Below are 26,277 nucleotides of genomic sequence, written 5' to 3' on the forward strand. Positions count from 1 at the left end.
GGCACGGGGAGGTCGGCGAAACAACCATGCACGTCACGCATCTGTCGCTGGCCGACTTCCGCTCCTACGCCCGGGTCGAGGTCCCGCTCGACCCGGGCGTCACCGCCTTCGTCGGTCCCAACGGCCAGGGCAAGACCAACCTGGTCGAGGCCGTCGGCTACCTCGCCACCCTCGGCAGCCACCGGGTCGCCACCGACGCTCCCCTGATCCGCATGGGCGCCGAGCGCGCGGTCGTCCGGGCGCAGGTCAGGCAGGGCGACCGGCAGCAGCTGGTGGAGCTGGAGCTGAATCCCGGCAAGTCCAACCGCGCCCGCATCAACCGGTCTTCGCAGGTCAGGCCGCGGGACGTGCTGGGGATCGTACGGACCGTGCTGTTCGCGCCGGAGGACCTCGCCCTGGTGAAGGGTGATCCCGGGGAGCGGCGGCGGTTCCTCGACGAGCTGATCACGGCTCGTTCCCCGCGGATGGCCGGGGTGCGGTCCGACTACGAGCGCGTCCTCAAGCAGCGGAACACCCTGTTGAAGTCGGCGGCGCTGGCCCGGCGGCACGGCGGGCGTGCCATGGACCTGTCCACGCTGGACGTGTGGGACCAGCACCTCGCGCGGGCCGGCGCCGAGCTGTTCGCGCAGCGGCTGGACCTGATCGCCGCGCTCCAGCCGCTCGCCGACAAGGCGTACGAGCAATTGGCGCCGGGGGGCGGTCCGATAGCGCTGGAGTACAAGCCGTCGGCGCCGGGTGAGGCGCACGCGCGCGAGGATCTCTACGGCCAGCTGATGGCGGCGCTCGCGGACGCCCGCAAGCAGGAGATCGAGCGGGGGGTGACCCTGGTCGGGCCGCACCGCGACGACCTGGTGCTCAAGCTGGGGCAGCTGCCCGCCAAGGGGTACGCGTCGCACGGGGAGTCGTGGTCGTACGCGCTGGCGCTGCGCCTCGCGTCGTACGACCTGCTGCGCGCGGAGGGCAACGAGCCGGTGCTGGTGCTCGACGACGTGTTCGCCGAGCTGGACGCCAGGCGCCGTGAGCGGCTGGCGGAGCTGGTCGCGCCCGGCGAGCAGGTGCTGGTCACCGCGGCTGTGGACGACGACGTACCGCATGTGCTCGCGGGTGCGCGGTACGCGGTGGCGGACGGGACGGTGGAGCGCGTATGAGCACCGAGGGACCTGCTCCCGGCAGGGAGCCGGCCGGCGTCGACCTCGCGCGGGTGGCGCTCAGGGCGGCGAAGGAGGCGGCACGCGCGCGGGGTGACGCGGCGCAGCAGAAGAAGCAGGCGCGGCGTGGTGGTCTGCGCTCCGGCGCGCGCGCCGACGGCCGTGACCCCATGGCGCTCGGGTCCGCCATCAACCGGCTCATCACGGAGCGCGGGTGGGAGGCGCCGGCCGCGGTGGGCGGCGTGATGGGCCGTTGGCCGCAGATCGTCGGTGAGGACCTTGCCAAGCACTGTGTGCCGCAGCGGTACGACGAGGACGAGCGGGTGCTGGTGGTGCAGTGCGACTCGACCGCGTGGGCGACCCAGCTGAGGCATCTCGCGCCCGCGCTGGTGGCGCGTCTGAACGAGGACCTGGGGCACGGCAGGGTCCGGGTGATCAAGGTGCTGAATCCGGGGGGTCCGGTGCGGCGCTACGGTCCGCTGCGCGCCCCTGGGAGCACGGGTCCGGGCGATACCTACGGGTGACTTACGTCACGCTCGCAGCCGGGTGCGGTGCCGTCGTGCGGCTCTCCCGGCCGGTCGTCGTACAAGCGCACGCGGTTGCGAATCGCGACCTGACCCCGGAGTAGCCAAGGGTTGACAGCTGGAAGCGCTGAGTGCCGCCGTGAGCCTCTTGGAGCCCCCATCCGTATATCGGGAGTCGGCGGAGGCGGGTTCAGGGCGGCACATGCGGACTCAGGTACCGGCAAACCCCCATCACTGTCGGCGCTACCGGTAGACTGGGAGACAATCCCGCCCCGAACGTGGGGACCGTCCGGGAAAAGCTGAGCAACGCTGATCAAGGCTTACCAACGCAACATGCCGCAGCCGCTCCGGCAGCCCTCGTCACGGGGGTGACCCCCAGGAGTCCGGCTCGTGCTGTGCCAGTGCCAGAAAGGGCGCTTCGTGGCCGATTCCGGCAACCCCAACGAGAACATCCCGTCCACCGACGCCGGCGCGAACGGTGAGGTCACCGCCTCGTACGACGCCAGCGCCATCACCGTGCTCGAAGGGCTGGACGCGGTCCGCAAGCGACCCGGTATGTACATCGGTTCCACCGGTGAGCGCGGTCTGCACCACCTGGTCTACGAGGTCGTGGACAACTCCGTCGACGAGGCTCTGGCGGGTCACGCGGACACCATCGACGTGACGATCCTGGCCGACGGCGGCGTGCGCGTCGTCGACAACGGCCGCGGCATCCCGGTCGGCATCGTGGCGTCCGAGGGCAAGCCGGCCGTCGAGGTCGTGCTGACCGTGCTGCACGCGGGCGGCAAGTTCGGCGGCGGCGGCTACGCGGTCTCCGGCGGTCTGCACGGTGTGGGCGTGTCCGTCGTGAACGCGCTGTCCTCCCGGGTGTCCGTCGAGATCAGGACCGACGGTCACCGCTGGACGCAGGACTACAAGCTGGGCGTCCCGACGGCTCCGCTGGCGCAGCACGAGGAGACGAGCGAGACCGGCACCTCGGTCACGTTCTGGGCGGACCCGGACATCTTCGAGACCACCGAGTACTCCTTCGAGACGCTCTCGCGGCGCTTCCAGGAGATGGCGTTCCTCAACAAGGGCCTGACCATCCGGCTCACGGACGAGCGTGAGTCTGCGAAGGCCGTCGCCGGGGCGGACGAGGCGGGCGCGGACGAGAAGTCCGAGGTCAAGACGGTCACGTACCACTACGAGGGCGGCATCGTCGACTTCGTGAAGTACCTCAACTCCCGCAAGGGGGACGTGGTGCACCAGACCGTGATCGACCTGGAGGCCGAGGACCGGGACAAGAGCCTGTCCCTCGAGGTCGCCATGCAGTGGAACAGCGGCTACAGCGAGGGCGTGTACTCGTTCGCCAACATCATCCACACGCATGAGGGCGGTACTCACGAGGAGGGCTTCCGGGCGGCGCTGACCTCGCTGATCAACAAGTACGCGCGCGACAAGAAGCTGCTCCGCGAGAAGGACGACAACCTCACCGGTGACGACATCCGCGAGGGCCTGACCGCGATCATCTCGGTCAAGCTGAGCGAGCCGCAGTTCGAGGGCCAGACGAAGACCAAGCTGGGCAACACGGAGGCCAAGACCTTCGTGCAGAAGGCGGTCTACGAGCACCTGAACGACTGGCTGGACCGCAACCCGGTGGAGGCCGCGGACATCGTCCGCAAGGGCATCCAGGCGGCCACCGCGCGCGTGGCGGCCCGCAAGGCGCGCGACCTCACCCGCCGCAAGGGCCTGCTGGAGAGCGCTTCGCTGCCGGGCAAGCTCTCCGACTGCCAGTCGAACGACCCCACCAAGTGCGAGATCTTCATCGTCGAGGGTGACTCCGCGGGCGGCTCGGCCAAGTCCGGTCGCAACCCGCAGTACCAGGCGATCCTCCCGATCCGGGGCAAGATCCTCAACGTCGAGAAGGCGCGGATCGACAAGATCCTGCAGAACCAGGAGATCCAGGCGCTGATCTCCGCGTTCGGCACCGGCGTGCACGAGGACTTCGACATCTCGAAGCTCCGCTATCACAAGATCATCCTGATGGCGGACGCCGACGTCGACGGTCAGCACATCAACACCCTGCTGCTGACCTTCCTGTTCCGCTTCATGCGGCCGCTGGTCGAGGCCGGCCACGTGTTCCTGTCGCGGCCCCCGCTCTACAAGATCAAGTGGGGCCGGGACGAGGTCGAGTACGCGTACTCGGACCGCGAGCGCGACGCCCTCCTGGAGCTGGGCCGGCAGCGCGGCAAGCGGGTCCGCGAGGACTCGATCCAGCGCTTCAAGGGTCTCGGCGAGATGAACGCCGAGGAGCTGCGCGTGACCACGATGGACGTCGACCACCGCGTCCTCGGCCAGGTCACCCTCGACGACGCCGCCCAGGCCGACGACCTGTTCTCGGTGCTGATGGGCGAGGACGTCGAGGCCCGCCGCCAGTTCATCCAGCGCAACGCCAAGGACGTCCGCTTCCTCGACATCTGAGTCGGTCTCAGCTGACCGCACCAGGAAGGATCTTCACCAGCAATGGCCGACGAGAACACTCCTGTCACCCCTGAAGAGGGCGGCGACGTCGTGATGCGGATCGAGCCCGTCGGGCTCGAGACGGAGATGCAGCGCTCGTACCTCGACTACGCGATGTCCGTCATCGTCTCCCGTGCGCTGCCGGACGTCCGGGACGGTCTCAAGCCCGTCCACCGGCGCGTGCTGTACGCGATGTACGACGGCGGCTACCGCCCGGAGCGCGGCTTCTACAAGTGCGCCCGTGTCGTCGGCGACGTCATGGGCAACTACCACCCGCACGGCGACTCCTCCATCTACGACGCCCTGGTCCGCCTGGCCCAGCCCTGGTCGATGCGCATGCCGCTGGTCGACTCCAACGGCAACTTCGGCTCCCCGGGCAACGACCCGGCGGCCGCCATGCGGTACACCGAGTGCAAGATGGCGCCGCTGTCGATGGAGATGGTCCGCGACATCGACGAGGAGACCGTCGACTTCACGGACAACTACGACGGCCGCTCCCAGGAGCCGACCGTCCTGCCGTCCCGCTTCCCGAACCTGCTGATCAACGGCTCCGCCGGCATCGCGGTCGGCATGGCCACCAACATCCCGCCGCACAACCTGCGCGAGGTCGCGGCGGGCGCCCAGTGGTACCTGGAGAACCCGGAGGCCTCCCACGAGGAGCTGCTGGACGCGCTGATCGAGCGGATCAAGGGCCCGGACTTCCCGACCGGCGCGCTGGTCGTCGGCCGCAAGGGCATCGAGGAGGCGTACCGCACCGGCCGTGGCTCGATCACCATGCGCGCGGTCGTCGAGGTCGAGGAGATCCAGAACCGCCAGTGCCTGGTGGTCACGGAGCTGCCGTACCAGGTGAACCCGGACAACCTCGCGCAGAAGATCGCCGACCTGGTCAAGGACGGCAAGGTCGGCGGCATCGCGGACGTCCGTGACGAGACCTCGTCGCGTACCGGCCAGCGCCTGGTCATCGTGCTGAAGCGGGACGCGGTCGCCAAGGTCGTCCTGAACAACCTGTACAAGCACACCGATCTGCAGACCAACTTCGGCGCCAACATGCTGGCCCTGGTCGACGGCGTGCCGCGCACCCTCTCGCTGGACGCGTTCATCCGGCACTGGGTGACGCACCAGATCGAGGTCATCGTCCGCCGGACGCGCTTCCGGCTGCGCAAGGCCGAGGAGCGGGCGCACATCCTGCGCGGCCTGCTCAAGGCGCTGGACGCGATCGACGAGGTCATCGCGCTGATCCGGGCCAGTGACACGGTCGAGATCGCGCGTACGGGCCTGATGGAGCTCCTGGAGATCGACGAGATCCAGGCGAACGCCATCCTGGAGATGCAGCTGCGCCGGCTGGCCGCCCTGGAGCGCCAGAAGATCATCCAGGAGCACGACGAACTCCAGGCGAAGATCACCGAGTACAACGCGATCCTGGCCTCGCCGGTGCGCCAGCGGGGCATCGTCAGCGCCGAGCTCGCCGCGATCGTGGAGAAGTTCGGCGACGACCGCAAGACCATGCTGGTGCCCTACGACGGTGACATGTCCATCGAGGACCTGATCGCCGAGGAGGACATCGTCGTCACGGTCTCGCGCGGCGGGTACGTCAAGCGCACCAAGACCGTCGACTACCGGGCGCAGAAGCGCGGCGGCAAGGGCGTGCGCGGCACGAAGCTGAAGGAAGACGACATCGTCGACCACTTCTTCGTCTCCACCACGCACCACTGGCTGCTGTTCTTCACCAACAAGGGCCGGGTCTACCGGGCGAAGGCGTACGAGCTGCCGGACGCGGGCCGGGACGCACGCGGTCAGCACGTGGCCAACCTGCTGGCCTTCCAGCCGGACGAGGCGATCGCCGAGATCCTCGCGATCCGGGACTACGACGCGGCCGACTACCTGGTGCTCGCCACCAAGGCCGGTCTGGTCAAGAAGACGCCTCTGAAGGATTACGATTCGCCTCGCTCCGGCGGTGTGATCGCGATCAATCTGCGGGAGCGTGAGGACGGCTCCGACGACGAACTGATCGGTGCCGAACTGGTCTCTGCGGACGATGATCTGCTGCTGATCAGCAAGAAGGCACAGTCGATCAGGTTCACCGCCTCCGACGACACTCTGCGTCCCATGGGCCGGGCCACCTCCGGTGTCAAGGGCATGAGTTTCCGCGAGGGTGATGAACTTCTGTCGATGAATGTTGTTCGACCCGGTACGTTCGTGTTCACTGCCACCGACGGGGGGTACGCGAAGCGGACCCGTGTCGACGAGTACCGCGTCCAGGGCCGCGGCGGCCTCGGCATCAAGGCCGCCAAGATCGTGGAGGACCGCGGTTCGCTGGTCGGCGCGCTGATCGTCGAGGAGAACGACGAGATCCTCGCCATCACCCTGTCCGGCGGTGTGATTCGCACGCGAGTCAGCGAGGTCAGGGAGACGGGCCGTGACACCATGGGCGTCCAACTGATCAACCTGGGCAAGCGCGATGCCGTCGTCGGTATCGCACGTAACGCCGAGGCCGGCAGCGAGGCGGAGGAAGTCGACGGCGAGGACGCCGTGGACGAGTCCGCCGAGGGTGTCGCGACCAGCGGCACGGACGAGGGTGAGGCGCCCTCGGCCGAGTAGGCACGAGGAGTGAGTCATCGTGAGCGGAGCCACGGGCGCCGGATCGGCCGGTACCTCTACGGGTACGGATGCGGACGGCGGCGGCCGTGGCTCCGCCGCGTCCGGCGGGGGCGGTGCGGCGCAGCCGCAGCAGGCGGACACGCACACCACCCAGCTGAAGGCGATCAAGGCGCCCACGAAGGCGGCCGCGCCGGACGGGCAGGGAACCCAGGGGGGAACCGTGACCGACAGCCGAGGACCGGGTGCGCCGGGGTCCCAGCCGGCGCCCGCGAAGTCGCCGCAGCAGGCCCCTTCCCCGCTGCCCGGGGAACGGCGCACGGAGCAGGCAGCGGGGCCGTACCACCCGCCGCAGGCCTACCCGGCGGCGGAGGCCGCGCAGGCGCCCGCGGGAGCGGTACGACGGCCCCGCACCGGCGCCGGTACGCGCACCGCGCCGCGCACCCGCAAGGCCCGGCTGCGGGTCGCCAAGGCCGACCCGTGGTCGGTGATGAAGGTCAGCTTCCTGCTCTCCATCGCGCTGGGCATCTGCTCGATCGTGGCGGCCGCGGTGCTGTGGATGGTGCTGGACGCCATGGGGGTGTTCTCGACGGTCGGCGGCACGATCTCGGAGGCGACCGGCTCCAACGAGTCGAACGGCTTCGACCTCCAGTCGTTCCTGTCCCTGCCGCACGTCCTGATGTTCACGGCGATCATCGCGGTCATCGACGTCGTCCTGGCGACGGCGCTGGCGACCCTCGGCGCGTTCATCTACAACCTCTCCGCGGGCTTCGTCGGCGGTGTCGAGCTGACCTTGGCCGAGGACGAGTAACCGGGATTCAAACCTCTGCTGTCGGTCCCCCGACAACCGATTTTGGGACTGCCCCGGTCGTGCGCTAATCTTCAGGAGTCAGCGCGCGGGACACACACCGCACAGCGCGGCGGGGCTATAGCTCAGTTGGTTAGAGCGCATCCCTGATAAGGATGAGGCCACAGGTTCAAATCCTGTTAGCCCCACCAGCGAGAAGACCCCCGGTCCATCAGGACCGGGGGTCTTCTGCGTTCGGTCTCCGCGGTTGGTCTCCGCGGTTGGTCGTGCGGGTGGGGGGGGCAAGCAAAAACCCGACCGCTGGCGACGGGGGATGCACCAGCGATCGGGCTGTGTCCAGCGTAACAAGGTGGCCTGTGCGGTGGGAGTCAACTTCTCGGCCGTTTTGAGCAGTTGTGATCGGGATCACTCATGCGTGGTCATGGATGGGTGTGGATCAGTCGTGGCAGGGCGGGTCGTAGGTGAGGCGGGGGAGGTACTCGCGCCATCTGGCCGGGGTGAGGACGTTGCGGGTGGCCGAGCAGATGCGGGTGACCGCCTGGTCGACGTCCAGGCTCCACAGGCGGACCGTGTCGGCGCCGCTGGAGACGCCCAGCATGTCGCTCCGCGGGCCGAAGGAGAGGAAGTTGCCGGTCTTGGCGTTGGGGCTCATCGACTGGCCGATGGGGTGGGCGGAACCGGGGTCGGAGACGCTCCACAGGCGGACCGTGTTGTCGTTGCCGCCGCTGGCCAGGGTCCTGCCGTCCCGGCTGAAGGTCAGGGAGACGACGGCCTCCGTGTGGCCGGTGAGGACCGCGGCCAGCCGGGTCGCGTGCGCCGGGTCGGAGACGTTCCACAGCCGGACCGTGTCGTCGTCGCTGCCGCTGGCCAGGGTGTGCCCGTCGGGGCTGTAGGCCAGGGTGTTGATGGGGCCCAGATGGCCGGTGAGCGGGGTGCCGAGGGCTTTGGCGTGCGCCGGGTCGGAGACGTCCCACAGGCGCACCGTGCCGTCCGCGCTGCCGCTGGCCAGGGTCCGGCCGTCCGGGCTGAAGACGAGCGCGTTGACATAGCCGGTGTGGCCCCTCAGGGGTGCGCCGAGGCGCCTGGGCCGGGCCGGGTCCGAGATGTCCAGGAGCTGGACGGTGCGGTCGTCGTGGTCGGCGGCCACGGTGTGCCCGTCGGGGCTCAGCGCCAGCGCCTCGGAGCCCGCGTACCGGGTGTCCAGCCGGATCGGTTCGCCGTACTGGGCGGGGTGCGCCGGGTCGGAGACGTTCCACAGCTGTACCCAGTTGACGTTGTTCTCGCCGGTCAGGATGACCAGGGTGCGGCCGTCGCGGGTGAAGACCATCGAACGCAGGTCCCGCCACCCGGTCCGGAACGGTTCGCCGAGGGCCCTCGGCCGCGCCGGATCCGAGATGTTCCACAGCCGCATCCGGCTGTCGCCGCCACCGGTGGCGAGGACGCGTCCGTCCGGGCTGAACGTCCCCGCCTCACCGATCATGTCCGCCCCCGGGACCGACCACAGCCGCACCTTGCCGTCGCCGCTGCCGGTGGCGAGGGTGTGCCCGTCCGGGCTCCAGCCCACGGCGTACATCTCGCCGCTGCTCCCCGCGAGCGGCTCGCCCACCTGGGAGGGGAACGCCGGGTTGTCGACGTTCCACAGGCTGGCCGTGGAGTCGGCGCTGCCCGCCGCGAGCATCGAGCCGTCGGGACTGAAGGCCACCGACCAGACGGGCCCGGTGTGGCCGGTGAGCGGTCCGCCCAGGGCCTTGGCGTGCGCCCGGTCGGAGACGTCCCACAGCCGCACGGTGTCGTCCTTGCTGCCGCTGGCCAGGGTCCGGCCGTCCGGGCTGAAGGCCACGGAGTGCACGGTCATGGAGTGGCCGAGCAGCGGGACGCCGACATGTTCGGGGTGCCGGACGTCGGAGACGTCGTAGAGCAGGATCGCGTTGTCGTCGCTGCCGGCCGCGAGCGTGTGGCCGTCCGGGCTGAACGCGATGGAGCGCACCGCCTCGGTGTGGCCGGTGAGCGTGCCCAGCGACGCGGGGTGACGCGGGTCGCGCACGTTCCACAGGCGGACGGTGTGGTCCTCGTCCGCCGTGGCGAGGGTCCGGCCGTCCGGGCTGAAGGCGGCCAGGTACACGGTGCCGTCGTGGCCGTTCAGGGGTGAGCCCAGGAGGGTGGGGTGCTTCGGGTCGGAGAGGTCCCACAGGCGGACGGTGCCGTCGTCTCCGGCGCTGGCCAGGGTCTTGCCGTCCGGGCTGAAGACCGCGCTGGAGACCCAGCTGGTGTGGCCGCGCAGTGGTGTGCCCAGGGGTGCGGGCCGGGTCGGGTCGCTGACGTCCCACAGCCGGACCGTGCGGTCGTAGGCGGCGGTGGCCAGGATCTTGCCGTCGGGGCTGAAGGAGGTCAGGTAGACGGCGCCGGTGTGACCGAGGAGAGGAGTGGCGAGGGGCGCGTTCACGATCGATATCAGGCGGTTGGCGGCGCCCTCGTCGTCCTGGCGCAGCCGGTGTGCGACCAGGTCCAGCTGGGCGGAGAGCGACGGATCCGAGTACTGGAACCGGTCGGCCTCCGCGACCACCTGCTCGAACACCGCGTCGTCCCGCTGCTGCCGGGCGACCACCGCGGAACCTGCGGCCAGCACCGCGAGCACGACCAGTGCCGACACCGCGGCCCGGCTGAGCCAGACCGTCCGCCGGCGCAGCCGCACCGAGGCGGCCAGGAACTCCACCGCGCTGCGGGTCAGGAAGGTGTCACCGGCCGACTTCGCCCAGGCGTGGGCCTGTTCGAGCCGTGAACCCCGGTAGAGAAGTGCGGAGTCGTGGTGCGACTCGTCCCAGGCCCGGCCGTCCTCCTCCAGCCGCTGGCGCAGCAGGTTGCCGTTGCGGTCCTCGTCCAGCCACTCGCGCAGCCGGGGCCAGGCGTGCAGCAGTGCCTCATGGGTGATCTCCACGGTGTCCGCGTCCAGCGTCACCAGCCGGGCCCGGACGAGGGCTTCGAGTGACTCCTCCGTCTTGTTCGGGTCGGTGGACTCGGCGGCCAGCTGACGCCGGGTGCCGCGTCTGCGGGTCGCCTGGGTGTCCTCGCCGAGCCGTACCAGGCGGAGCAGGAGCAGCCGGGCGGCGGTACGGGCGGCGGGATCGAGGCTGGACCAGGCGCGTTCGGCGGTCGCGGCGACGGCGCCCTGGATGCCGCCGGCCGCCCGGTAGCCGGCCAGGGTCAGCCGGCCCGCCTTGCGGCGCTGCCAGGTGGCGAGCAGGGCGTGGGAGAGGAGGGGGAGGACACCGGCGTCATGGGCGCCGCGCGGGCCGTCGGCGCTCACCTCACGGACGATCAGTTCGGCGAGACCCGGCTCCAGTTCCAGGCCCACCGCCTTGGCGGGACCGGTCACGGCCTCGCGCAGTTCGGCGGTGGTCAGCGGGCCGAGCACCATGTGCCGGTGCTGGAGCGCGTCGGCCAGCTCAGGGTAGCCGAGGCACTGCTCGTAGAAGTCGGCGCGGATACCGACGACGACCAGGGCGGGAGCCTGCCGGCCGGGAGCGGCGGAAGTGCTGGCGGCGTGCAGGAGGCGGACGAAGGCACGGCGGTCCGCCTCGTCGGCGCAGAGGGTGAAGGCTTCCTCGAACTGGTCCACGATCACGATCGGGCGGTGCGGAGGAGGGCCTTCGGGCGAAGGAGGGCCGTCGGGCGGCGGGGAGCCGTCGGGCGGCGGGGAGCCGTCTGCCGGAGGGGAGCCGTTGGCCCGGGAAGACCCGTCGGCCGGAGGGTCCGTGCCGGGCCTCGTGGGCCATGTTTCACGTGAAACATTCTCCGACTCCCGCCGGGCCCAGGCCGTGACCGCTTCCCGAACGGCGTCCAGGTCGTCCAGCTCCGTGAGGTCGGACAGCTGGGGTATGCGGCGGGTCAGTTCCTTCACCGGGTCCGGTCCCGGCACCAGTTGGAGGATCCTGGACGGGCGGCCCTCGTCGTCGGCGAGGGCGCCGTTCTGCAGTGCGGTGACCAGTCCGGCGTTCAGCAGCGAGGACTTTCCCGCGCCCGAGGCGCCGACGAGCATGACCAGACCTCCGGTCGCCTCCACCGAGCGGAGCTGGGCGACCAGGGCGTCGGTACTGCGTTCCCGGCCGAAGAACCAGCGGGCGTCCTCACGCCGGTAGGAGGCCAGACCCCGGTACGGGCAGACGCTGTCGATCGACGGCGCCGGGTCCGTCTCCTCGGCCGCTTCCGGCACGGCAGGCTCGGCGACCGGGTCCGCCACGGCCCGCTCCCACAGTTTCTGCCACTGCGTCAGGTCGTACAGCCCGGCGGAGACCGGCGCCGGTTGGACGCGACGGGCCTGCGGGATGAGGACGTGGAGTACGGCGGAGAGCGCCGCGAACTGTGCGGGGACGTTCTTCGCCCGTCTCCAGTCGCTGATCCGCTGGGCGGAGACCCGTACGGGCCGGCCCCGCTCGTCCACGCGCTGCAGCCGGTCGACCGCCTCGGCGACGCGCTTGAGCGGAGGATTGCCGGCCTCCTTGTACAGCAGCGCGAGACGTTCCGCGAAGGCCGTGCGTGCCCCGGCATCGGGACTCAAGGTGCTCCACCCCTTTACTTCCCCCGCTGCTGAACATCCGGACCGGAAAACTCACTTTATACGGCTGACCTGCGGCGAAGCCCTGAGGCGGATGTCCGGACCTCCTCAGATGTGCACCTCGACTGGCAGGATCTCGTTCCAGCAACGCGGTAATCGGGTGTCGCCCGACGGGCCGACCAGCTCAGCAGTCGCGGAGACAGCTCACGGCACCGCACGTTCTCGGTCACCTTCGCCCGGCGCGATCCTGCCGGAGTGACCGCACGACAGGAGCCGCTCTCGCCTGCCGAGCCGACCGTCGTCCTCAGGGGCGCGGTCCGATGTCACCCGCGCCGTTCGGCGCCGGTCCCCACGTGGGGAGGGACCGGCGCCGAACGGCACGGGGCCGGCGTGCGGCGCGGTCCGGCACGGCGTGTGATCCGTCGTGCCGACGGTGGCCTCAGGGCCGTATCCAGCCTGCCGCGCGTGCCGTTGCCGCCGCGTGTTCCTCAGCGGCCTGGGCCGCCGAGTTCAGAGCGGGGTTCTGTCCCGCCGCCGTACCGCCTGCCGCCGTCGCGGCCGCCCGGGACGCGGTGAGGGCGGCGCGCAGGGCCGTGGCCGCCGCGGGGCTGTCGTCCACGGCTTGGGCGACCTGTGCGGCCAGTGCCGCGGTGGCGGCGGCGTTGCGGGCGCAGCGGGCGGCTGCCGCCGGGTCGGATGCGGGGGCGTCCAGGGTGGTGAGGGACTGGGCCGACAGCCGGAGTGCGTTCGCGGCTCGGCCGACGGGGGTCGTGGGGACGGTCTGCGCGGCGTCGGGGGCGATTCCCGCGTGGTGGCAGGTGGCTGCCGCGCGTTCGTAAGCGCTGCGGGCGCGGCTCGCGTGCAGGTTCCTGAGGATTTCTGCCGAGGGAGGCTCGGCGAGACCGGTCATGGGCGTCTCCTTGATGACGGGGCCGTGGTGGGGCGTTTCCCCGGTCAGCCGAACAGGCCCAGGGCGTTGTCCAGGGACCAGGTCTGCCAGCTGATCGCGAACAGGGCGGTCAGGGAGATCAGGGCCATCATCAGGTTCTGTCCCTGTTCCGCCCAGTCGTGGATCATGAGGATCAGGTAGACCAGGTTGAGCAGGCACCCGGCCACCAGCGCGATCGGGGTGAGGAAGCCGGACACCAGGCCGAGGCCCAGGGCGAGTTCCGCGTACGCCACCACGTAGGCCATCAGCCGGGGCCGTGGCGCCACCACGGTGTCGAAGCCCCGTCGGACCGCCGGCCAGCGGTGTTTCTCCGCGACACCGGCCGCCCACCTGATGCCCCCGCCGCCGAACCACTGCTTCTTGTCCTTGTGCCGCCAGCTCTCCAGCCACCACAGTCCGAGCCCGATGCGGAGCACCGCGAACCATTCGGCACCGCTCAGCAAGGCTGATCGCATCCCGCACCCTCCCCGGATCGCGCACCTATCTGACGATCCGTCAGTTCAGCGGAAGGCGGCGCGGGCCGCAAGGGGTCCGGCGGCTCTTGCTGGTACCGGCTCGCGGGCCTAGCCTGAATGCCGGCGACTTATCTGATGGTCCGTCAGATATTCGGAAGACTCCGCAGGCAGCAGGGGATAGGCATGGCAGACGACGCGACCGGCACCCAGGATCTGCCCAGGGTGATCAGCGTGGACGACCACGTGATCGAGCCCGCGCACCTCTTCGAGAGGTGGCTGCCGGGCAAGTACCGCGACAAGGGGCCCAAGCCCTTCACCGCAGGAATCGGCGAACTCGCCTACGTCGGCGGTAAATACCGGTTCACCACCGACCCCCAGGGCCAGATCACCGACTGGTGGGAGTACGAGGGCCTGCTCTTCCCGTACAAGCGCATCATCGCGGCCGTCGGTTTCTCCCGGGACGAGATGACGCTCGACGGCATCACCCGGGAGCAGATGCGGCCCGGCTGCTGGGACCCGAAGGAACGGCTCAAGGACATGGACGTCAACCATGTCGAGGCCTCGCTCTGCTTCCCGACCTTCCCCCGTTTCTGCGGGCAGACCTTCGCCGAGGCCGAGGACAAGGACGTCGCGCTGGCCTGTGTCCGCGCCTACAACGACTGGATGGTCGAGGAGTGGTGCGGGGACAGCGGCGGCCGGCTGATCCCGTTGTGCCTGATCCCGCTGTGGGACATCGACCTGGCCGTCGCCGAGATCCGGCGCAACGCCGCGCGGGGGGTGCGCGCGGTCACCTTCAGCGAGATCCCCACCTACCTGGGCCTGCCGTCCATCCACTCCGGCTACTGGGACCCGTTCTTCGCGGCCTGCGAGGAGACCGGGACGGTCGTCAACATGCACATCGGCAGCAGCTCCCAGATGCCGGCCGCCTCCCCGGACGCGCCGCCCGCCGTGCAGGCCTCGCTGAGCTTCAACAACGCCATGGCCTCGATGATGGACTTCCTCTTCTCCGGGGTCCTGGTGAAGTTCCCCCGGCTCAAGCTGGCGTACAGCGAGGGCCAGATGGGCTGGATCCCGTACGCCCTGGAGCGTGCCGACGACGTCTGGGAGGAGCACCGCGCCTGGGGCGGGGTCAAGGACCTGATCCCGGAGCCGCCGTCGACCTACTACTACCGGCAGATCTTCTGCTGCTTCTTCCGCGACCGGCACGGCATCGAGGCGATCGAGACCGTCGGCGTGGACAACGCGACCTTCGAGACGGACTACCCGCACGTCGACTCGACCTGGCCGGAGACCAAACGCGTCGCCCAGGAGCACGTCGGCGGCCTGGCCCCGGAGGTGGCGTACAAACTGTTGCGCGGCAACGCCATCCGGATGCTGGAGCTGCCGTTCACATAGCGGTTCAGCGGGTCTTCCGTTGGGCAGGGGACCTTCCATGAAGGTCTCCGTCGACGCCGACGTCTGCTACGGATCCGGCGAGTGCGCCTTCCGGGCGCCCACTGTGTTCGGTTTCGAGGACGGGTACGGTTTCGTCCTGCCCGGACGCGCGGAGTCCGGGGACGACGAACTGGTCCGCGACATCGCCGAGCGCTGCCCGTCCCAGGCGATCCGGATCGACGGCAAGAAGGTCACCGACTAGCGGATGAGCAGCACAGGCACGCAACTCACCGAACTCCTGGCCACGCTCGGCCGGCGCTACGTCCGCGACTTCCCCGGCCCCTGGGGCAAGACCGTCGCCGCCCGTGCGCTCAACCCCTATCTGCGCGACCACCCGCGCCGGCGCGTCGTGGAGACGCTCACCGGTGCCCGGTTCGCCGTCGACACCCAGGACCTCATCCAGCGCTACCTCTACCTCTTCGGGGTGTGGGAGCCGCACATGACCCGCTGGCTGCGCGGCCGGCTGGCGCCCGGGGACTGCTTCGTCGACGTCGGCGCCAACATCGGCGTCTTCAGCGTCCTCGCCTCCCAACTGGTCGGCCCGCACGGCCGGGTGGTCGCCGTCGAGGCCTCCCCCGACTTCCACCGCCGGCTGCGGCAGCAGAGCGCGCTCAACGGCTGCCGGAACATCCGCGCGGTCAACGCCGCCGTCTCCGACGCCCACCGCACCCTGACCTTCGTGCTCGCCAGCTCCCGCAACATGGGCGCCAACAGCATCGTCCCCTGGGACGGACCGGCCGAGTCCACCTTCGACATCGAGGCCGTGCCGCTGCCCGAACTGCTGCTGCCGGAGGAGATCGAGACCGCCCGGGTCGTCAAGATCGACGTGGAGGGTGCCGAGGGAGCGGTGGTACGCGGCTTCGCCCCGCTGTTGGAGAAGCTGCGCCCCGACGCCGAGATCACCGTCGAGGTCACCCCCGAGCGCATGGCCCAGCTGGGCGACTCGGCCGACGACCTGCTGCACACCATGACCGACGCGGGCTACCGCGTCTACCGGCTGGCCAACAGCTACGCGGCCGACAGCTACCCCCGCGCCCGGTACGGCGAGCCGCTGGTGCCGGTGCGCTGGGAGGGGCCGGTCACCGAGGAGAGCGACCTGGTCTTCTCCCGGATCGACGCGGCGAGCCTGTGAGCGTTCAGCGACACCGATGTTCAGCGGCACCGATGTTCAGCGGCACCGATGTTCAGCGGCACCGACGTTCAGCGGCACCGACGTTCTTCACCCGTACCGCCAGCCGAACTCCCCCAGTGCCCGTGCCCGGGCCGCCACCACCGCCATGCGGGCCTCCCGCTCGACCGGGTCGGTGTGGGCGGACTGGCCGGTGACCTGGCCCTCCCACTTGCGGTAGAGCAGCCCGGCCCGAGCCGAGAACCAGCCCCGGCTCACCGCGTTCAGCGCGAGCAGCAGCCCGGTGTCCTCGGAGGCGGGCAGTGCCATCCAGCCGCCGAGGGCGAGCAGTAGCTCACGGCGGACGCAGAGGGTGGCCGGGTGGACCTGGGCCCGGAAGCCGTTCGCCGCCCAGAAGTCGAGCACCGCGCCGCGTTCGACCGGGCCGTCCTCCGGATCCCCGGGAAAACCGGCCGTCGTACCGTTTGGCAGCAGGTCGAGGGCGCGTGAGGTGGCCCAGCCGACGGCCGGGTCGGCCTCCAGGACCGCCAGGTCACGCGCCAGCGCCCCCGGCGTCAGCTGGTCGTCGGCGTCCAGGATCTTCACGTACGGCCCCTCGGCCCGCGCCAGGGCCATGGTCCGGGCGACCCCGGGTCCGCCGGCGCGGCCCTGCCGGAAGGACACCCGTACGTCGTCGGGGACGTAGGGCAGGACCCCGTCCCCGGCCCCGTCCTGCTGGATCAGCCACCGCCACTCCCAGCCGTCCGGCAGCCGCTGCTCGCACAGCGATCCGTAGGCCTCCGGCAGGAAACGGGCCGACGGCGCGTGGACCGCGGTGACGACGGTGACGACGGTGACGCGCCGGCTCACGCAGCGCTCACCACCTTTCCAGACGTGTGGTGTAGAGCAGCTCCGTGCGGTCGCCGGGGAGCGTGACGGAGGTGATGTCCACGACGCGGCCGTGGATGTCGTAGGACGTCTTGCGCAGCACGATCACCGAGGTGCCGGCCGGCAGGTCCAGTTCCCGGGTCTCCTCGGGCGTCGGCGGGCGGGCGGTGCAGCGCTCCTCGACACGGTCCACCTCGATGCCGACGGTGCGCAGCTGGTGCTGGGTGCCGCCCGGCCAGGGCTCCCGTGTCTCGTCCAGGAGAGCCGGGTTCGCCGCGATCAGGTCACGGACGAGATAGGAGGTCACGAGGCTGAAGGGAGCGGTCTCGGCGGCGTGCCGGGTGCGGTAGGTGCGTTCCAGCAGGGCGGTGCCCTCCAGCAACCCGAACGCGTGGGCGAGCTCGCCGTACGCGGTCAGCTCGCGGTAGCGGGCGAAGAAGACCAGGTCGTCGACGACCAGACCGGTGTCGTGCTCGGTCGCGCCGGTCTGGGCCCGGGTGGCCTCCGGCATCCGGGCACGGTCCTTCTCCCACTGGTACCGCCCGTTGTCCCGCACCGCGCGGGTGCGCGGGCGGCGCACGAAGGTGCCGCTGCCGTGCCGTCTGTCGATCAGTCCCTCGGCGCTCAGCAGCCGCAGGGCGTTCTGGACCGTCGGGACGCTCCGGCCGTAGTGCCGGGCCAGCTCCGCCTCGGAGGGAAGCCGGGCGCCGGGCTCGCGCCCGCCGTTCCTGATGGACCGGCGGAGATCGTCGGCGATCGCCTCGTAGGCCTTGGGCACGGAGCCAGCCTACGACTCCTCAACAGGACTCGCCGAGTCGAGCGGTGCTGAGCCGGTGCTGAGCCGGGGATGTGCCGGTGCCGGTGCCGGTGCCGGGGCTGGGGCTGGGGATGTGCCGGTGCCGGGCCGGGATGTGCGAAGACCCGTGGCCGGTGCCCGGCCACGGGTCTGAGTCGCATTAGGCGCTGGTACGTACGCAAGTCGCCCTTGCGCCGTTGCGTCTGGACTGTCCGTGCGGCTCAGCAGTCGAGCGGGGCGGCGGGGTGGTCGCCCGTGGTCTCCGACTCGGTGGTGTCCAGGGGGCGGTGCCGGCAGCTGGGGGACTTTCCGTGGGCCTCGGCCCGGATGCGTTGCTTCATCGTGGGGGGCAGGGACCTTGCGTGGGACCAGAGCCAGTGGGTCTGTGCCGGGATCATCACCCGGTCGGTTCCCTTGTCGTGGTCGTCACCGCTGCTGTTGCGCGGAGCCTCGGTCCCCGGTACCGCGGCGGCGCTGGTGGCGGCGACGAATCCGAGCGCCGTGAACAGCGCGAGGAAGGCGGTGACGATGGCGGTCCACAGCTTCATGACCTTGGCGTTCCTGGCCATGGCCCCTCACTTTCGGGTTGGGCGATTTGCGTACTTTCCTCATGATGTGTATGGGGATCGCGAAGTGGGGGACCTCGACCCGTGGCGCGTTGATGTTCCGATGAACACCACCCGGATGGACGCAGGGAGGTCAGAAAACCCCTTAAACCGGGCGAGAGGGTGCAAAGTAACCGGCTGTGAGGGTGTGATCACCCTCCGATCAGAACGGCGCCGCGCCGGACAACACCGTGCCGCGGGCCCGAGTTGGGGCCTGATGCCAGGTCACCGATCGGTATCGGTCGGTGTGTATAGTCGGGCGCCAGAGGTCCCCTACGTCAAGGAAGAGACGAGGTCGCGCGGTGAAGAAGCTTCTCCTGGTCGCACTGGCCGCCATCGGCGGGCTCCTCGTGTACCGCCAGATCCAGGCGGATCGCGCCGAGCAGGATCTGTGGACGGAGGCGACTGACTCCGTGCCCACGGGTTCGTGAGTACTCCCGACAACAGACGACACTGAGACCCCGGCCGCCGTAGCGGTCGGGGTTTTGCGTTGCCCGGGCCGCGTGGGTGCGGTGGGTGTTTCGGACGGTCGTACGGATCTCCGGGTGGCGCGGGGGCGCGCGGGGCAGTATGGGGCCCGTCCGGAACTTCGGCGGCTGGTGAGCGACGGCTGGGGGCGCGCGTGACGGGGCGGTGGCGTACGGCTGGACGGCGGGGGCATACCGGGCGGTGGCGTACGGGGCGGTGGCGTACCGGGCGGTGGGGTACGGCGGGGCGGCGGGGCGGCGGGGCGGCGGGCTGGCTCGCACTGTCGGCCTCGCTGACGGCACTCCTGACGGCACTGCCCCCGGCGGCCTCGGCGGTGGCGGACGGCGGGAGCGGATACGCCTTCGCCGCGAACGCCCGTACGGCCGCGGGGACGACGGGCACCGCGGGCGCCGTCCTGCTGCGGCCCGGCACCACCTACCGCAGCACCCTCCCGGAGAAGGGCGCGCGCTACTACCGTCTGGAACTCGCCGCCGCTACCACGGCCTACGTTCCCGTCACCGCCGTCCCGCCCACCGACGCCACCGTCTCCGCGAGCGACGGCATCGGGGTCTCGGTCGAGAACGCCGACGGGGTCTCCTGCGACTACGACGGTGCCCGCTTCGGCGCCGGACTGAGCCCCCGGCCGATCACCGCGCTCGGGCGGCGGGACGCGAACCGCGCCCTGTGCCAGGGGGCGGGCACGTACTACCTGGTCGTCGAACGGCTCGTGACCGGCTCGAAGACCACGACCCCCGGCAGCTGGGACCTGGAGATCGCGCCCGTCACCGAACCACCCCTGGCCCGGACGGGCGCCACCACCGCCCCGGGGACCTGGGACTCCGCGTCGCCCGAACCGCTCACCGGCGACCCGCGCCGCCGCCCCGGGGGCGCGGGCTTCAGCACGGCCCGTACCCTCGGCCAGGGTGTCTGGCACACGGACATCGCCCCAGGCCAGACCCTCTACTACGCCGTCCCGGTCGACTGGGGCCGACAACTCCACGCCACCGTCGACCTGGACAGCAGCGGCGGTGACGCCCACGGCTACGTCAGCGCCGCGCTCAACCTCTCCCTCTACAACCCCGTCCGCGGCTACGTCGACGACCTCTCCCTCGGCTACGACGGCACCCAGAAGTCGTCCTCCCTCGACCCGCTGCCGCCGGTGGCCTACACCAACCGGTACGCCGTCTCCGGCGAGCAGAACGCCGTCCGCTTCGCCGGCGCCTACTACCTCGTGGTCCACCTCACCGGGCAGACCTCGGCCGTCTTCGGGCCGGGGCCGTACGGGGTGACGCTCCGGATCCGCGTCGACGGCGCCCCGAACTCCGGCCCCGCCTACGCCGGTTCGTCCGTGCCGAAGGGTGTCTTCGACGCTGCGGCGGCGGATTCCGGAGGCCTCCTGACCGGGGGCGGCTCCGACGACCGCGCGATGCGGGCGCTCGCGGTCGCCGGGATCAGCACCGGCACGGCGCTGCTGCTCGTCCTGGGCCTGTGGACGCTGACCGCCCGGCGCGCTCAGATCCGGGTCAACGCCCAGAAACCCACGGCGTAACAGGCCAGCGCGAGGAGCAGGATCGGCACCGCCGCCTTGGCGGGAGGACCGGCCCGGCGTACCCGCCGCCGGCGACGCCGGCCGTGCGTGCGGGCGGACGTCGGCGCCGGACTCCCCGGCGCCTGCGAGGTCCCCGGGCTCCCCGGGCTCCCCGGGCTCTGCGGATCGCGCGCGGTGTAGGTGGCCGTGGTGGTGTCGGTGTCCGGCAGGGCGGGCGGGAGGGGCTGCGCGGGGGGCCAGGGGGTGGGGGCGAACTGCTCCGGTCCGGGGTGCGGCGGGGGCAGCGGCAGGGACGGCGGCTGCGGCAGGGACGGCGGCTGCGGCAGGGGCTGTGGAGCGGGCTGCGGTTGGTGTGGTGCGACGGGCGTGGGGGGCGTCGGGGTCCCCGGCGGCGGGAGCCGGAAGCTGCCGGTGTCGGACAGGGAGACCGGGGTGTGGCCGGTGCCGGCGACCGGAGGAGGGTCCGCCTGAGGTCGCGACGTCCCCGCAGGAGCGGACCGCCCCGAGGACGTGCCCGGACCAGCCCGGTACGCCGCCCCCGCCGCGGCACCTGCCCCCGCCGCGGCACCTGCCCCCGCCGCGGCACTGCTCCCGGCGGATTCTGCCCCGGCCCCCGCCCCCGCCGCGTCCTCTGCCCCGGCCCTGGCCTCTGCCCCGGCCCTGGCCTCTGCCCCGGCCCCTGCCGCCGCCCCCGCCCCCGCCCCTGTCCCGGTGGCTGGACCCGGCTTCGGCTCCCCCTTCGTCGTATGCAGCCCCGAAGCCGGTCGAAGTGGTCCCGTCGGTCCGAAACCCTCCGGCAGCGGCCCCAGTTGGTCGAAGATCTCGATCAACTCGTCGTCCGCGTCCGTCTCCGGAAGCAGTTCCCTGGCCTCGGCGAGCGCCCGACGGGCACCGGTGGCCGTGTGGAAACGGGCGCGCGGATCAGGCTGGAGCAGGTTGGCGACGACCTGCCAGAGCGGTTCGGGGATGCCCTTGGGGGCACCCGGGGTGCCGTGTTCCGCGAAGTACTGGACGAGCGCCTTGGCATCCGGCTTGGCACCTTCGAGGAGGTACAGGGCGACGAGCCCCACGGCGAACAGGTCGGCCGTGAAGTCGGGTTCGGCACCCAGGAGTTGCTCGGGAGCGATGTAACCCGGGGTGCCTACCACGAGGTTGGTCTCGGTCAGCCGGGCCTCACCGAGCCGCATGGCGATGCCGAAGTCGGACAGCCTGAGGCGCGGGCGGGCCGTCCCGGTGGCTTCCAACAGGATGTTGGCGGGCTTGATGTCCCGGTGGACCACGCCCTCCGCGTGCACCGCGGCGAGACCGGAGAGCAACTGGTCGAGGAGGGTGCAGACGAAAGCCGGCGGCAACGGCCCGTAGTCCCCGACGAGGTGGACCAGTGAGCCGCCGGCGACCAGGTCCATCGTGAACAGGACCTTGTCGTCGTCGGCGGCCCAACTCGCGGGAGCCAGCACATGGGGGTGGTCGATGCGCAGCGCCTGCTCCCGCACGAAACGCAGGAGCGCGTGGGCGTCGCGCTGCTGGAGCACCTTGGCCGCCACGTAGCGCTTGCGCCGGTGGTCCCAGGCACGCCAGACGGCACCCACTCCGCCATGACCGATCGGGTCGGCCAGTTCGTACCGGCCCGCGAAGACCTCACCCATGACTGCCCGCAGCCTCCCCCTCGAGTCCCCCCTGCCACACCCTCCTTGCCTGTCCCCCCCTTGCTTCCCCCGGATGAGCGATACGACCCCTCCCGCGTAACCCCCTCGGCCAGGACCGCGCACCGCCCGGTCCACCGGACCCCCTCCGGTGCACCGGGCCGAGACTCAGTTCTGGTGCGACTGGTAGTGCGTGACCGCGTCCGAGGTGCGGCCGGCCCCGTACACCCGCAGGAACTCCGCGAGCTCCGGGTGGGTCGGCGCGAGGGTGTCCGCCGCGTCGATGATGTCGCCTGCGGCGGCCACCGAGCGCAGCAGCGACTGGATCTCGCGAACCACCCGCTTGACCGTCGGAGCTCCCGAACCGCTCGTGGTCTGCGTGGTGTTGCTGAGCACCGAGCCCCCCTGGGACTTCTTGATCTCGTCCATGCGCTCGGTCGCCTCGGCCGCGCTCACACTGCCGTCGGCGACCTGTGCCGCCAGGTCCTGGAGCAACTGCACCCGCTGGACCACGGCCGGGTTTCCGATCTTCGCCCGCTGGCCGCTCATCAGCTGCGACAACATGGGCGCGGACAGTCCGAGGACCGCCGCCAGACGAGCCTGGTTGAGGCCCAGGTCGTCGATGAGCTTACGGAAGAGCGCCCCCAACGGCTCCCCGTACCAGTTCCGCTGCAGCTCCCGCGCTCTGGCGGTGGCTTCCTGCTGTGCGGCGTCCATTGCGTCTCCCCATCGCTTCCCCAAAAAATCCGCGGTTCGCTACAGCGAACCCCGCCGAGCATCTTACGGAGAGTGGTCATCCGCGGGGACCCCCAATCTTTTTGCGAGGTACGGGGGGAGACCCGGTACTCTGGTCCCCGGCACCGACCGGCGGACCCTTCGCTCGGCCGGTCGCTTCCCGTACGGGGCCTTAGCTCAGTTGGTAGAGCGCCGTCTTTGCATGGCGGATGTCAGGGGTTCGACTCCCCTAGGCTCCACAAAAAACCCCTCTGACCTGCGTCTACGCAGGCCAGAGGGGTTCTTCGTGTGCAGCGGTCAGTGCTTGTCGTCCCGGGACGCGTCCTCCTCCGCCTCCTTGGCCTGCACCTCGGCGTCCAGAGGGGCACTGCCGTCCACCGAGCCGAGACGGCCCGTCTCCGGGACCTCCGTCGCGGCGGGCGGCTCGACCAGCCAGTCGGGGTTGGCCTGCTTGTCCCACCACTTCCAGGCGGCGAAGGCGGCACCGGCCAGCGCCCCGGCCACGACAAACGCCTTGAACGCCCGGCCGCACGCCGAACGCCGTTCGTTGCGACGCGCCAGCTTCTCGATCTGCTCGGCCGAGACGTTGCCGCGCAGCGCGGCCAGCGCGGCGGCGCCCCGTGCAGTGGCCTCCTCACGGACCGGTCCGGCCGCCGCCACGGCCTGCTCGATCTTCGGACGTGAGTACTCGGCGGCCTGCCGGGCAGCCTTGCGCGTCAGGTCGGCGGCGTCGTGCGCGGCCTGGTCCACCATCGGCGGCACATGGGTGCGAGCCTGCTCCAGACGCGGCACGAGACGGGCGTCGTACTGGACGCGGGCCTGCTCCGCGGCCTGCGACACCACGGGCGCGAGCCGTACGCGTGCCTCCTGTGCGTAGTGGGCGGCACGCTCCTTGGCCGTGTCGGCGTAGGGCGCCACCACTTCCGCGGCGTGCCGCACGCTGTCCTTCGCCGAGCTGGTCGCGGCGCGCACGCTCTCTTTGCGGGTCACGGGTTTCCTCCTCCTCGGTGGCGTACGGAATTCGACTTTCCACCCTTTTAGGGATCATGCCTGCCGACGCGCCGAGCGGCGCGCGAGGACGGTCATACGGGTGCAACCAGAGCTACGAGGGGCCCGCCGACGACAATGCCACGGATCCGCTCCCCGCGCCCCCGTGTGAGGGGACCGGACCGGGTTTCCGCAAGCGATTGGTGAGGATGTCCGCCGGGGGACGGCGGACGGGTCGCGCGGCCGCCGGGGCGTGCGAGGATCGTCGCGGCACATCCAACAGGGGCTGAACCCCGCGCACACCTGAGCACAACGGAAGGCGGATCGTGGCCGAGCAGCTGTACGCCACCCTGAAGACCAGCCTCGGCGACATCGAGGTCCGGCTCTTCCCGAACCACGCGCCGCAGACGGTCAGGAACTTCGTCGAGCTGGCGCAGGGTGAGCGTGAGTGGACCCACCCCGGAACCGGCGAGGTCTCCACGAACCGGCTGTACGACGGCACGCTCTTCCACCGGGTGATGAGCGGCTTCATGATCCAGGGCGGCGACCCGCTCGGCAACGGCCTCGGCGGACCGGGTTACAAGTTCGAGGACGAGTTCCACGTCGAGCTGCGCTTCGACCGCCCCTACCTGCTGGCCATGGCCAACGCCGGTCCCCGCACCAACGGCTCCCAGTTCTTCATCACGGTCAACCCCGCCCCCCACCTCAACCGCAAGCACACCATCTTCGGCGAGGTCACCGACGCCGCCGGGCAGAAGGTCGTGGACGCCATCGCCGCGGTCCCGGTCAGCGGACCCAACAAGCGGCCGGTGCACGAGGTGGTCCTGGAGACGGTCGTCGTCGAGAAGCGCGCGAGCTGAGCGGCCCGGACGACGTCCCGAAGGGAACCGAACGCCCCGCCCGTCCGTAGGGATGTGCGGGGCACAATGGTGTTCACGACGAACGAGGGGACCCTATGGAGGACCAGGCGGCAGGCAGCGCGCACGACGCTCACAGCCTGCCCACGTGCTACCGGCACCCGGACCGGGAGACCGGCGTGCACTGCACCCGCTGCGAGCGCCCCATCTGCCCCGAGTGCATGGTCAGCGCCTCCGTGGGCTTCCAGTGCCCCGAGTGCGTCCGTGGCACCGCGGCCGGCCACAGCGGGCCGCCCCCGGCCGCCTCCCGGCCGCGCACCCTCGCCGGCGGTACGGTCACCGCCGACCCCAGGCTGCTCACCAAGATCCTCATCGGCGTCAACGTCGCGATCTTCCTGGTCCAGGTCTCCGTCGGGGACAGCTTCACCAACCGCTTCGACCTGATCGGCCAGGCCTGGTTCCCCCAGTACGGCGCCGTCGAGGGCGTCGCGCAGGGCCAGTACTACCGGATGCTGACCGCGATGTTCCTGCATGACAGCTCGAACTACATGCACATCGTGTTCAACATGCTCAGCCTCTGGTGGATCGGCGGTCCCCTGGAAGCGGCCCTCGGCCGCGCCCGCTACCTCACGCTCTACTTCGTCTCCGGCCTGGCCGGCAGCGCTCTCACCTATCTGCTCGCCGCCCAGAACCAGCCCTCGCTCGGCGCCTCCGGCGCGATCTTCGGCCTCTTCGGCGCGACCGCGGTGCTGATCCGCCGGCTCAACTACGACATGCGGCCGATCATCGCCCTGCTGGTGATCAACCTCATCTTCACGTTCAGCGGCGGCATCGCCTGGCAGGCCCACATCGGCGGCCTGGTCGCCGGTGTCGTCACCGGGTACGCCATGGTGCACGCCCCGCGTGAGCGGCGGAACCTGATCCAGTACGGCACCTGCGCGCTGGTCCTGGTGGTGGCCGTGGTGCTCACGCTCGTCAGGACCGCGCAGCTCACCTGAGCCCGTTCACGGCGGCTCTCCGTACCGATACCGAACCGTTGTCCACAGACGGTGGCCGATCTTGTGCACAACGTGCGCGCACACCTGTGCCCCCTGCGACTCACCTGCGTTCTCGCAGGTCAGGCAGGGGGCACGCGGTCAGGGCGGCGGTGTTGTGGTAGTCGTACCGGCGTCAACGCTTGAAGGGTTATCCACAGATCGTCGTCTTTTCCCCAGGTGGGGTGTGGACAGCATGCCATCCTGTGGATAACTCAGCGAACAGCCCTGGGCAGAGCTGTCGGCCGAGGTCACTTCCACTGCGTGGAGACGCCGAAGCCGGCCGCGATGAACCCGAAGCCCACGACGATGTTCCAGTTGTCGAGGCTGTCGATGGGCAGCGAGCCGTCGGTCACGTAGAACACGACGATCCAGGCCAGCCCGATGAGGAACATGGCCAGCATCACCGGCGCGACCCAGGCACGGCTGTTCAGCTTGATGGCGGTCGCCTGCTTCGCCGGGGGCGGCGTGTAGTCGGCCTTCTTGCGGATACGTGACTTCGGCACGAGGGTCTCTCCTGTCGATGCGCTGCGTGGCCGCGCAGGTAACTGGGTCGGGCTCGGGGCAGCGTACAAGGGGACAGTAAGGGCACACTGAGCGCTCCCCCGGGCGTCCGTTAGCGTAGTGCTTCTACGGCGCCGAA

22 protein-coding genes and 2 tRNA genes are annotated in these 26,277 nt (G+C 70.8%); 14 read left to right on the top strand and 10 right to left on the bottom strand.

Translation table 11 applies throughout. The annotated features are described in order from the left end of the window. Positions 1–26 precede the first annotated feature (26 nt). From recF to AB0958_RS09145, 6 genes are all read left to right on the top strand, one after another. The gene (gene recF, locus AB0958_RS09120; RefSeq protein ID WP_366889710.1) at positions 27–1,148 is read left to right on the top strand and encodes a DNA replication/repair protein RecF; all 1,122 of its coding nucleotides are present in this window, start codon (positions 27–29) and stop codon (positions 1,146–1,148) included. Beyond that, on the top strand, positions 1,145–1,672 hold the full coding sequence (locus tag AB0958_RS09125) for a DciA family protein (RefSeq protein WP_366889711.1): 528 nt from the start codon (positions 1,145–1,147) through the stop codon (positions 1,670–1,672). Before recF ends, AB0958_RS09125 begins: the two co-directional genes overlap by 4 nt. A 420-nt stretch (positions 1,673–2,092) precedes the next feature. Then, complete coding sequence (gene gyrB / locus AB0958_RS09130) at positions 2,093–4,132, top strand: DNA topoisomerase (ATP-hydrolyzing) subunit B (RefSeq protein WP_132888352.1); 2,040 nt, start codon at positions 2,093–2,095, stop codon at positions 4,130–4,132. A 42-nt stretch (positions 4,133–4,174) separates the two neighbouring features. After that, positions 4,175–6,769 carry a DNA gyrase subunit A gene (gyrA, locus tag AB0958_RS09135; RefSeq protein WP_358971711.1) on the top strand — a complete coding sequence of 865 codons (2,595 nt, stop codon included), beginning with the start codon at positions 4,175–4,177 and terminating at the stop codon, positions 6,767–6,769. 19 nt (positions 6,770–6,788) lie between these two features. Then, the gene (locus tag AB0958_RS09140; protein WP_366889712.1) at positions 6,789–7,577 is read left to right on the top strand and encodes a DUF3566 domain-containing protein; all 789 of its coding nucleotides are present in this window, start codon (positions 6,789–6,791) and stop codon (positions 7,575–7,577) included. Positions 7,578–7,688: 111 nt separating this feature from the next. Then, positions 7,689–7,765 (top strand) — tRNA-Ile (locus tag AB0958_RS09145). A 245-nt stretch (positions 7,766–8,010) separates the two neighbouring features. On the opposite strand, the gene AB0958_RS09150 is transcribed toward AB0958_RS09145, so the two are convergent. The 3 genes from AB0958_RS09150 to AB0958_RS09160 all read right to left on the bottom strand — a co-directional run bounded on the left by AB0958_RS09150 (position 8,011) and on the right by AB0958_RS09160 (position 13,530). Further along, a complete protein-coding gene (locus tag AB0958_RS09150) occupies positions 8,011–12,129 on the bottom strand; it encodes a WD40 repeat domain-containing protein (protein ID WP_366889713.1) in 4,119 nt (1,372 codons plus the stop codon). Positions 12,130–12,565: 436 nt separating this feature from the next. Further along, on the bottom strand, positions 12,566–13,036 hold the full coding sequence (locus AB0958_RS09155; protein WP_366889714.1) for a hypothetical protein: 471 nt from the start codon (positions 13,034–13,036) through the stop codon (positions 12,566–12,568). Between the two features lie 44 nt (positions 13,037–13,080). Then, positions 13,081–13,530: a DoxX family membrane protein gene (locus tag AB0958_RS09160; protein WP_366889715.1), complete on the bottom strand. Its 450-nt coding sequence runs from the start codon at positions 13,528–13,530 to the stop codon at positions 13,081–13,083. Between the two features lie 183 nt (positions 13,531–13,713). Here AB0958_RS09160 and AB0958_RS09165 point away from each other — a divergent pair, with 183 nt between their 5' ends. Genes AB0958_RS09165 through AB0958_RS09175 form a run of 3 tightly spaced genes read left to right on the top strand, consistent with a single transcriptional unit; the run spans position 13,714 to position 16,096 of the window. Beyond that, entirely contained in the window at positions 13,714–14,925 is a 1,212-nt protein-coding gene (locus AB0958_RS09165) for an amidohydrolase family protein (protein ID WP_366889716.1), read from the top strand. Positions 14,926–14,962: 37 nt separating this feature from the next. Then, positions 14,963–15,166, top strand: a complete 204-nt coding sequence (locus AB0958_RS09170; RefSeq protein ID WP_366889717.1) for a ferredoxin — start codon at positions 14,963–14,965, stop codon at positions 15,164–15,166. A gap of 3 nt (positions 15,167–15,169) precedes the next feature. Beyond that, entirely contained in the window at positions 15,170–16,096 is a 927-nt protein-coding gene (locus AB0958_RS09175) for an FkbM family methyltransferase (RefSeq protein WP_366889718.1), read from the top strand. 87 nt (positions 16,097–16,183) lie between these two features. Here the strand turns inward: AB0958_RS09175 and AB0958_RS09180 are convergent, their stop codons facing one another. From AB0958_RS09180 to AB0958_RS09190, 3 genes are all read right to left on the bottom strand, one after another. Further along, complete coding sequence (locus AB0958_RS09180) at positions 16,184–16,942, bottom strand: glycosyltransferase family 2 protein (RefSeq protein ID WP_366889719.1); 759 nt, start codon at positions 16,940–16,942, stop codon at positions 16,184–16,186. A 7-nt stretch (positions 16,943–16,949) separates the two neighbouring features. Then, on the bottom strand, positions 16,950–17,738 hold the full coding sequence (locus tag AB0958_RS09185) for a GntR family transcriptional regulator (protein WP_366889720.1): 789 nt from the start codon (positions 17,736–17,738) through the stop codon (positions 16,950–16,952). Positions 17,739–17,977: 239 nt separating this feature from the next. Next, positions 17,978–18,325 carry a DUF6344 domain-containing protein gene (locus tag AB0958_RS09190; protein WP_366889721.1) on the bottom strand — a complete coding sequence of 116 codons (348 nt, stop codon included), beginning with the start codon at positions 18,323–18,325 and terminating at the stop codon, positions 17,978–17,980. Between the two features lie 338 nt (positions 18,326–18,663). Here AB0958_RS09190 and AB0958_RS09195 point away from each other — a divergent pair, with 338 nt between their 5' ends. Both AB0958_RS09195 and AB0958_RS09200 read left to right on the top strand, forming a co-directional pair. Beyond that, positions 18,664–18,792 (top strand): DLW-39 family protein, encoded by a 129-nt coding sequence (locus AB0958_RS09195; protein WP_003999697.1) that lies wholly within the window; start codon positions 18,664–18,666, stop codon positions 18,790–18,792. Positions 18,793–18,983: 191 nt separating this feature from the next. Then, positions 18,984–20,378 (top strand): hypothetical protein, encoded by a 1,395-nt coding sequence (locus tag AB0958_RS09200; RefSeq protein WP_366889722.1) that lies wholly within the window; start codon positions 18,984–18,986, stop codon positions 20,376–20,378. On the opposite strand, the gene AB0958_RS09205 is transcribed toward AB0958_RS09200, so the two are convergent. After that, positions 20,342–22,024, bottom strand: a complete 1,683-nt coding sequence (locus AB0958_RS09205; protein ID WP_366889723.1) for a serine/threonine-protein kinase — start codon at positions 22,022–22,024, stop codon at positions 20,342–20,344. The two genes, AB0958_RS09200 and AB0958_RS09205, sit on opposite strands and share 37 nt — an antisense overlap. 165 nt (positions 22,025–22,189) lie before the next feature. Then, positions 22,190–22,738, bottom strand: a complete 549-nt coding sequence (locus AB0958_RS09210; protein WP_132888366.1) for a DNA-binding protein — start codon at positions 22,736–22,738, stop codon at positions 22,190–22,192. Positions 22,739–22,922: 184 nt separating this feature from the next. Here AB0958_RS09210 and AB0958_RS09215 point away from each other — a divergent pair. Next, positions 22,923–22,995: transfer RNA gene (locus tag AB0958_RS09215), tRNA-Ala, on the top strand. Positions 22,996–23,053: 58 nt separating this feature from the next. On the opposite strand, the gene AB0958_RS09220 is transcribed toward AB0958_RS09215, so the two are convergent. After that, positions 23,054–23,746, bottom strand: coding sequence for a DUF5324 family protein (locus tag AB0958_RS09220; RefSeq protein WP_366889724.1), 693 nt, complete (start codon positions 23,744–23,746; stop codon positions 23,054–23,056). Between the two features lie 323 nt (positions 23,747–24,069). Here AB0958_RS09220 and AB0958_RS09225 point away from each other — a divergent pair, with 323 nt between their 5' ends. Both AB0958_RS09225 and AB0958_RS09230 read left to right on the top strand, forming a co-directional pair. Continuing rightward, positions 24,070–24,603, top strand: coding sequence for a peptidylprolyl isomerase (locus AB0958_RS09225; protein ID WP_366889725.1), 534 nt, complete (start codon positions 24,070–24,072; stop codon positions 24,601–24,603). A 95-nt stretch (positions 24,604–24,698) separates the two neighbouring features. Further along, positions 24,699–25,598, top strand: a complete 900-nt coding sequence (locus AB0958_RS09230; protein ID WP_366889726.1) for a rhomboid family intramembrane serine protease — start codon at positions 24,699–24,701, stop codon at positions 25,596–25,598. A 287-nt stretch (positions 25,599–25,885) separates the two neighbouring features. On the opposite strand, the gene crgA is transcribed toward AB0958_RS09230, so the two are convergent. Further along, the gene (gene crgA, locus AB0958_RS09235) at positions 25,886–26,140 is read right to left on the bottom strand and encodes a cell division protein CrgA (RefSeq protein ID WP_046727637.1); all 255 of its coding nucleotides are present in this window, start codon (positions 26,138–26,140) and stop codon (positions 25,886–25,888) included. Positions 26,141–26,277: the final 137 nt, after the last annotated feature.

It is taken from the genome of Streptomyces sp. NPDC006655 (assembly GCF_040703965.1).
GTDB lineage: Bacteria > Actinomycetota > Actinomycetes > Streptomycetales > Streptomycetaceae > Streptomyces.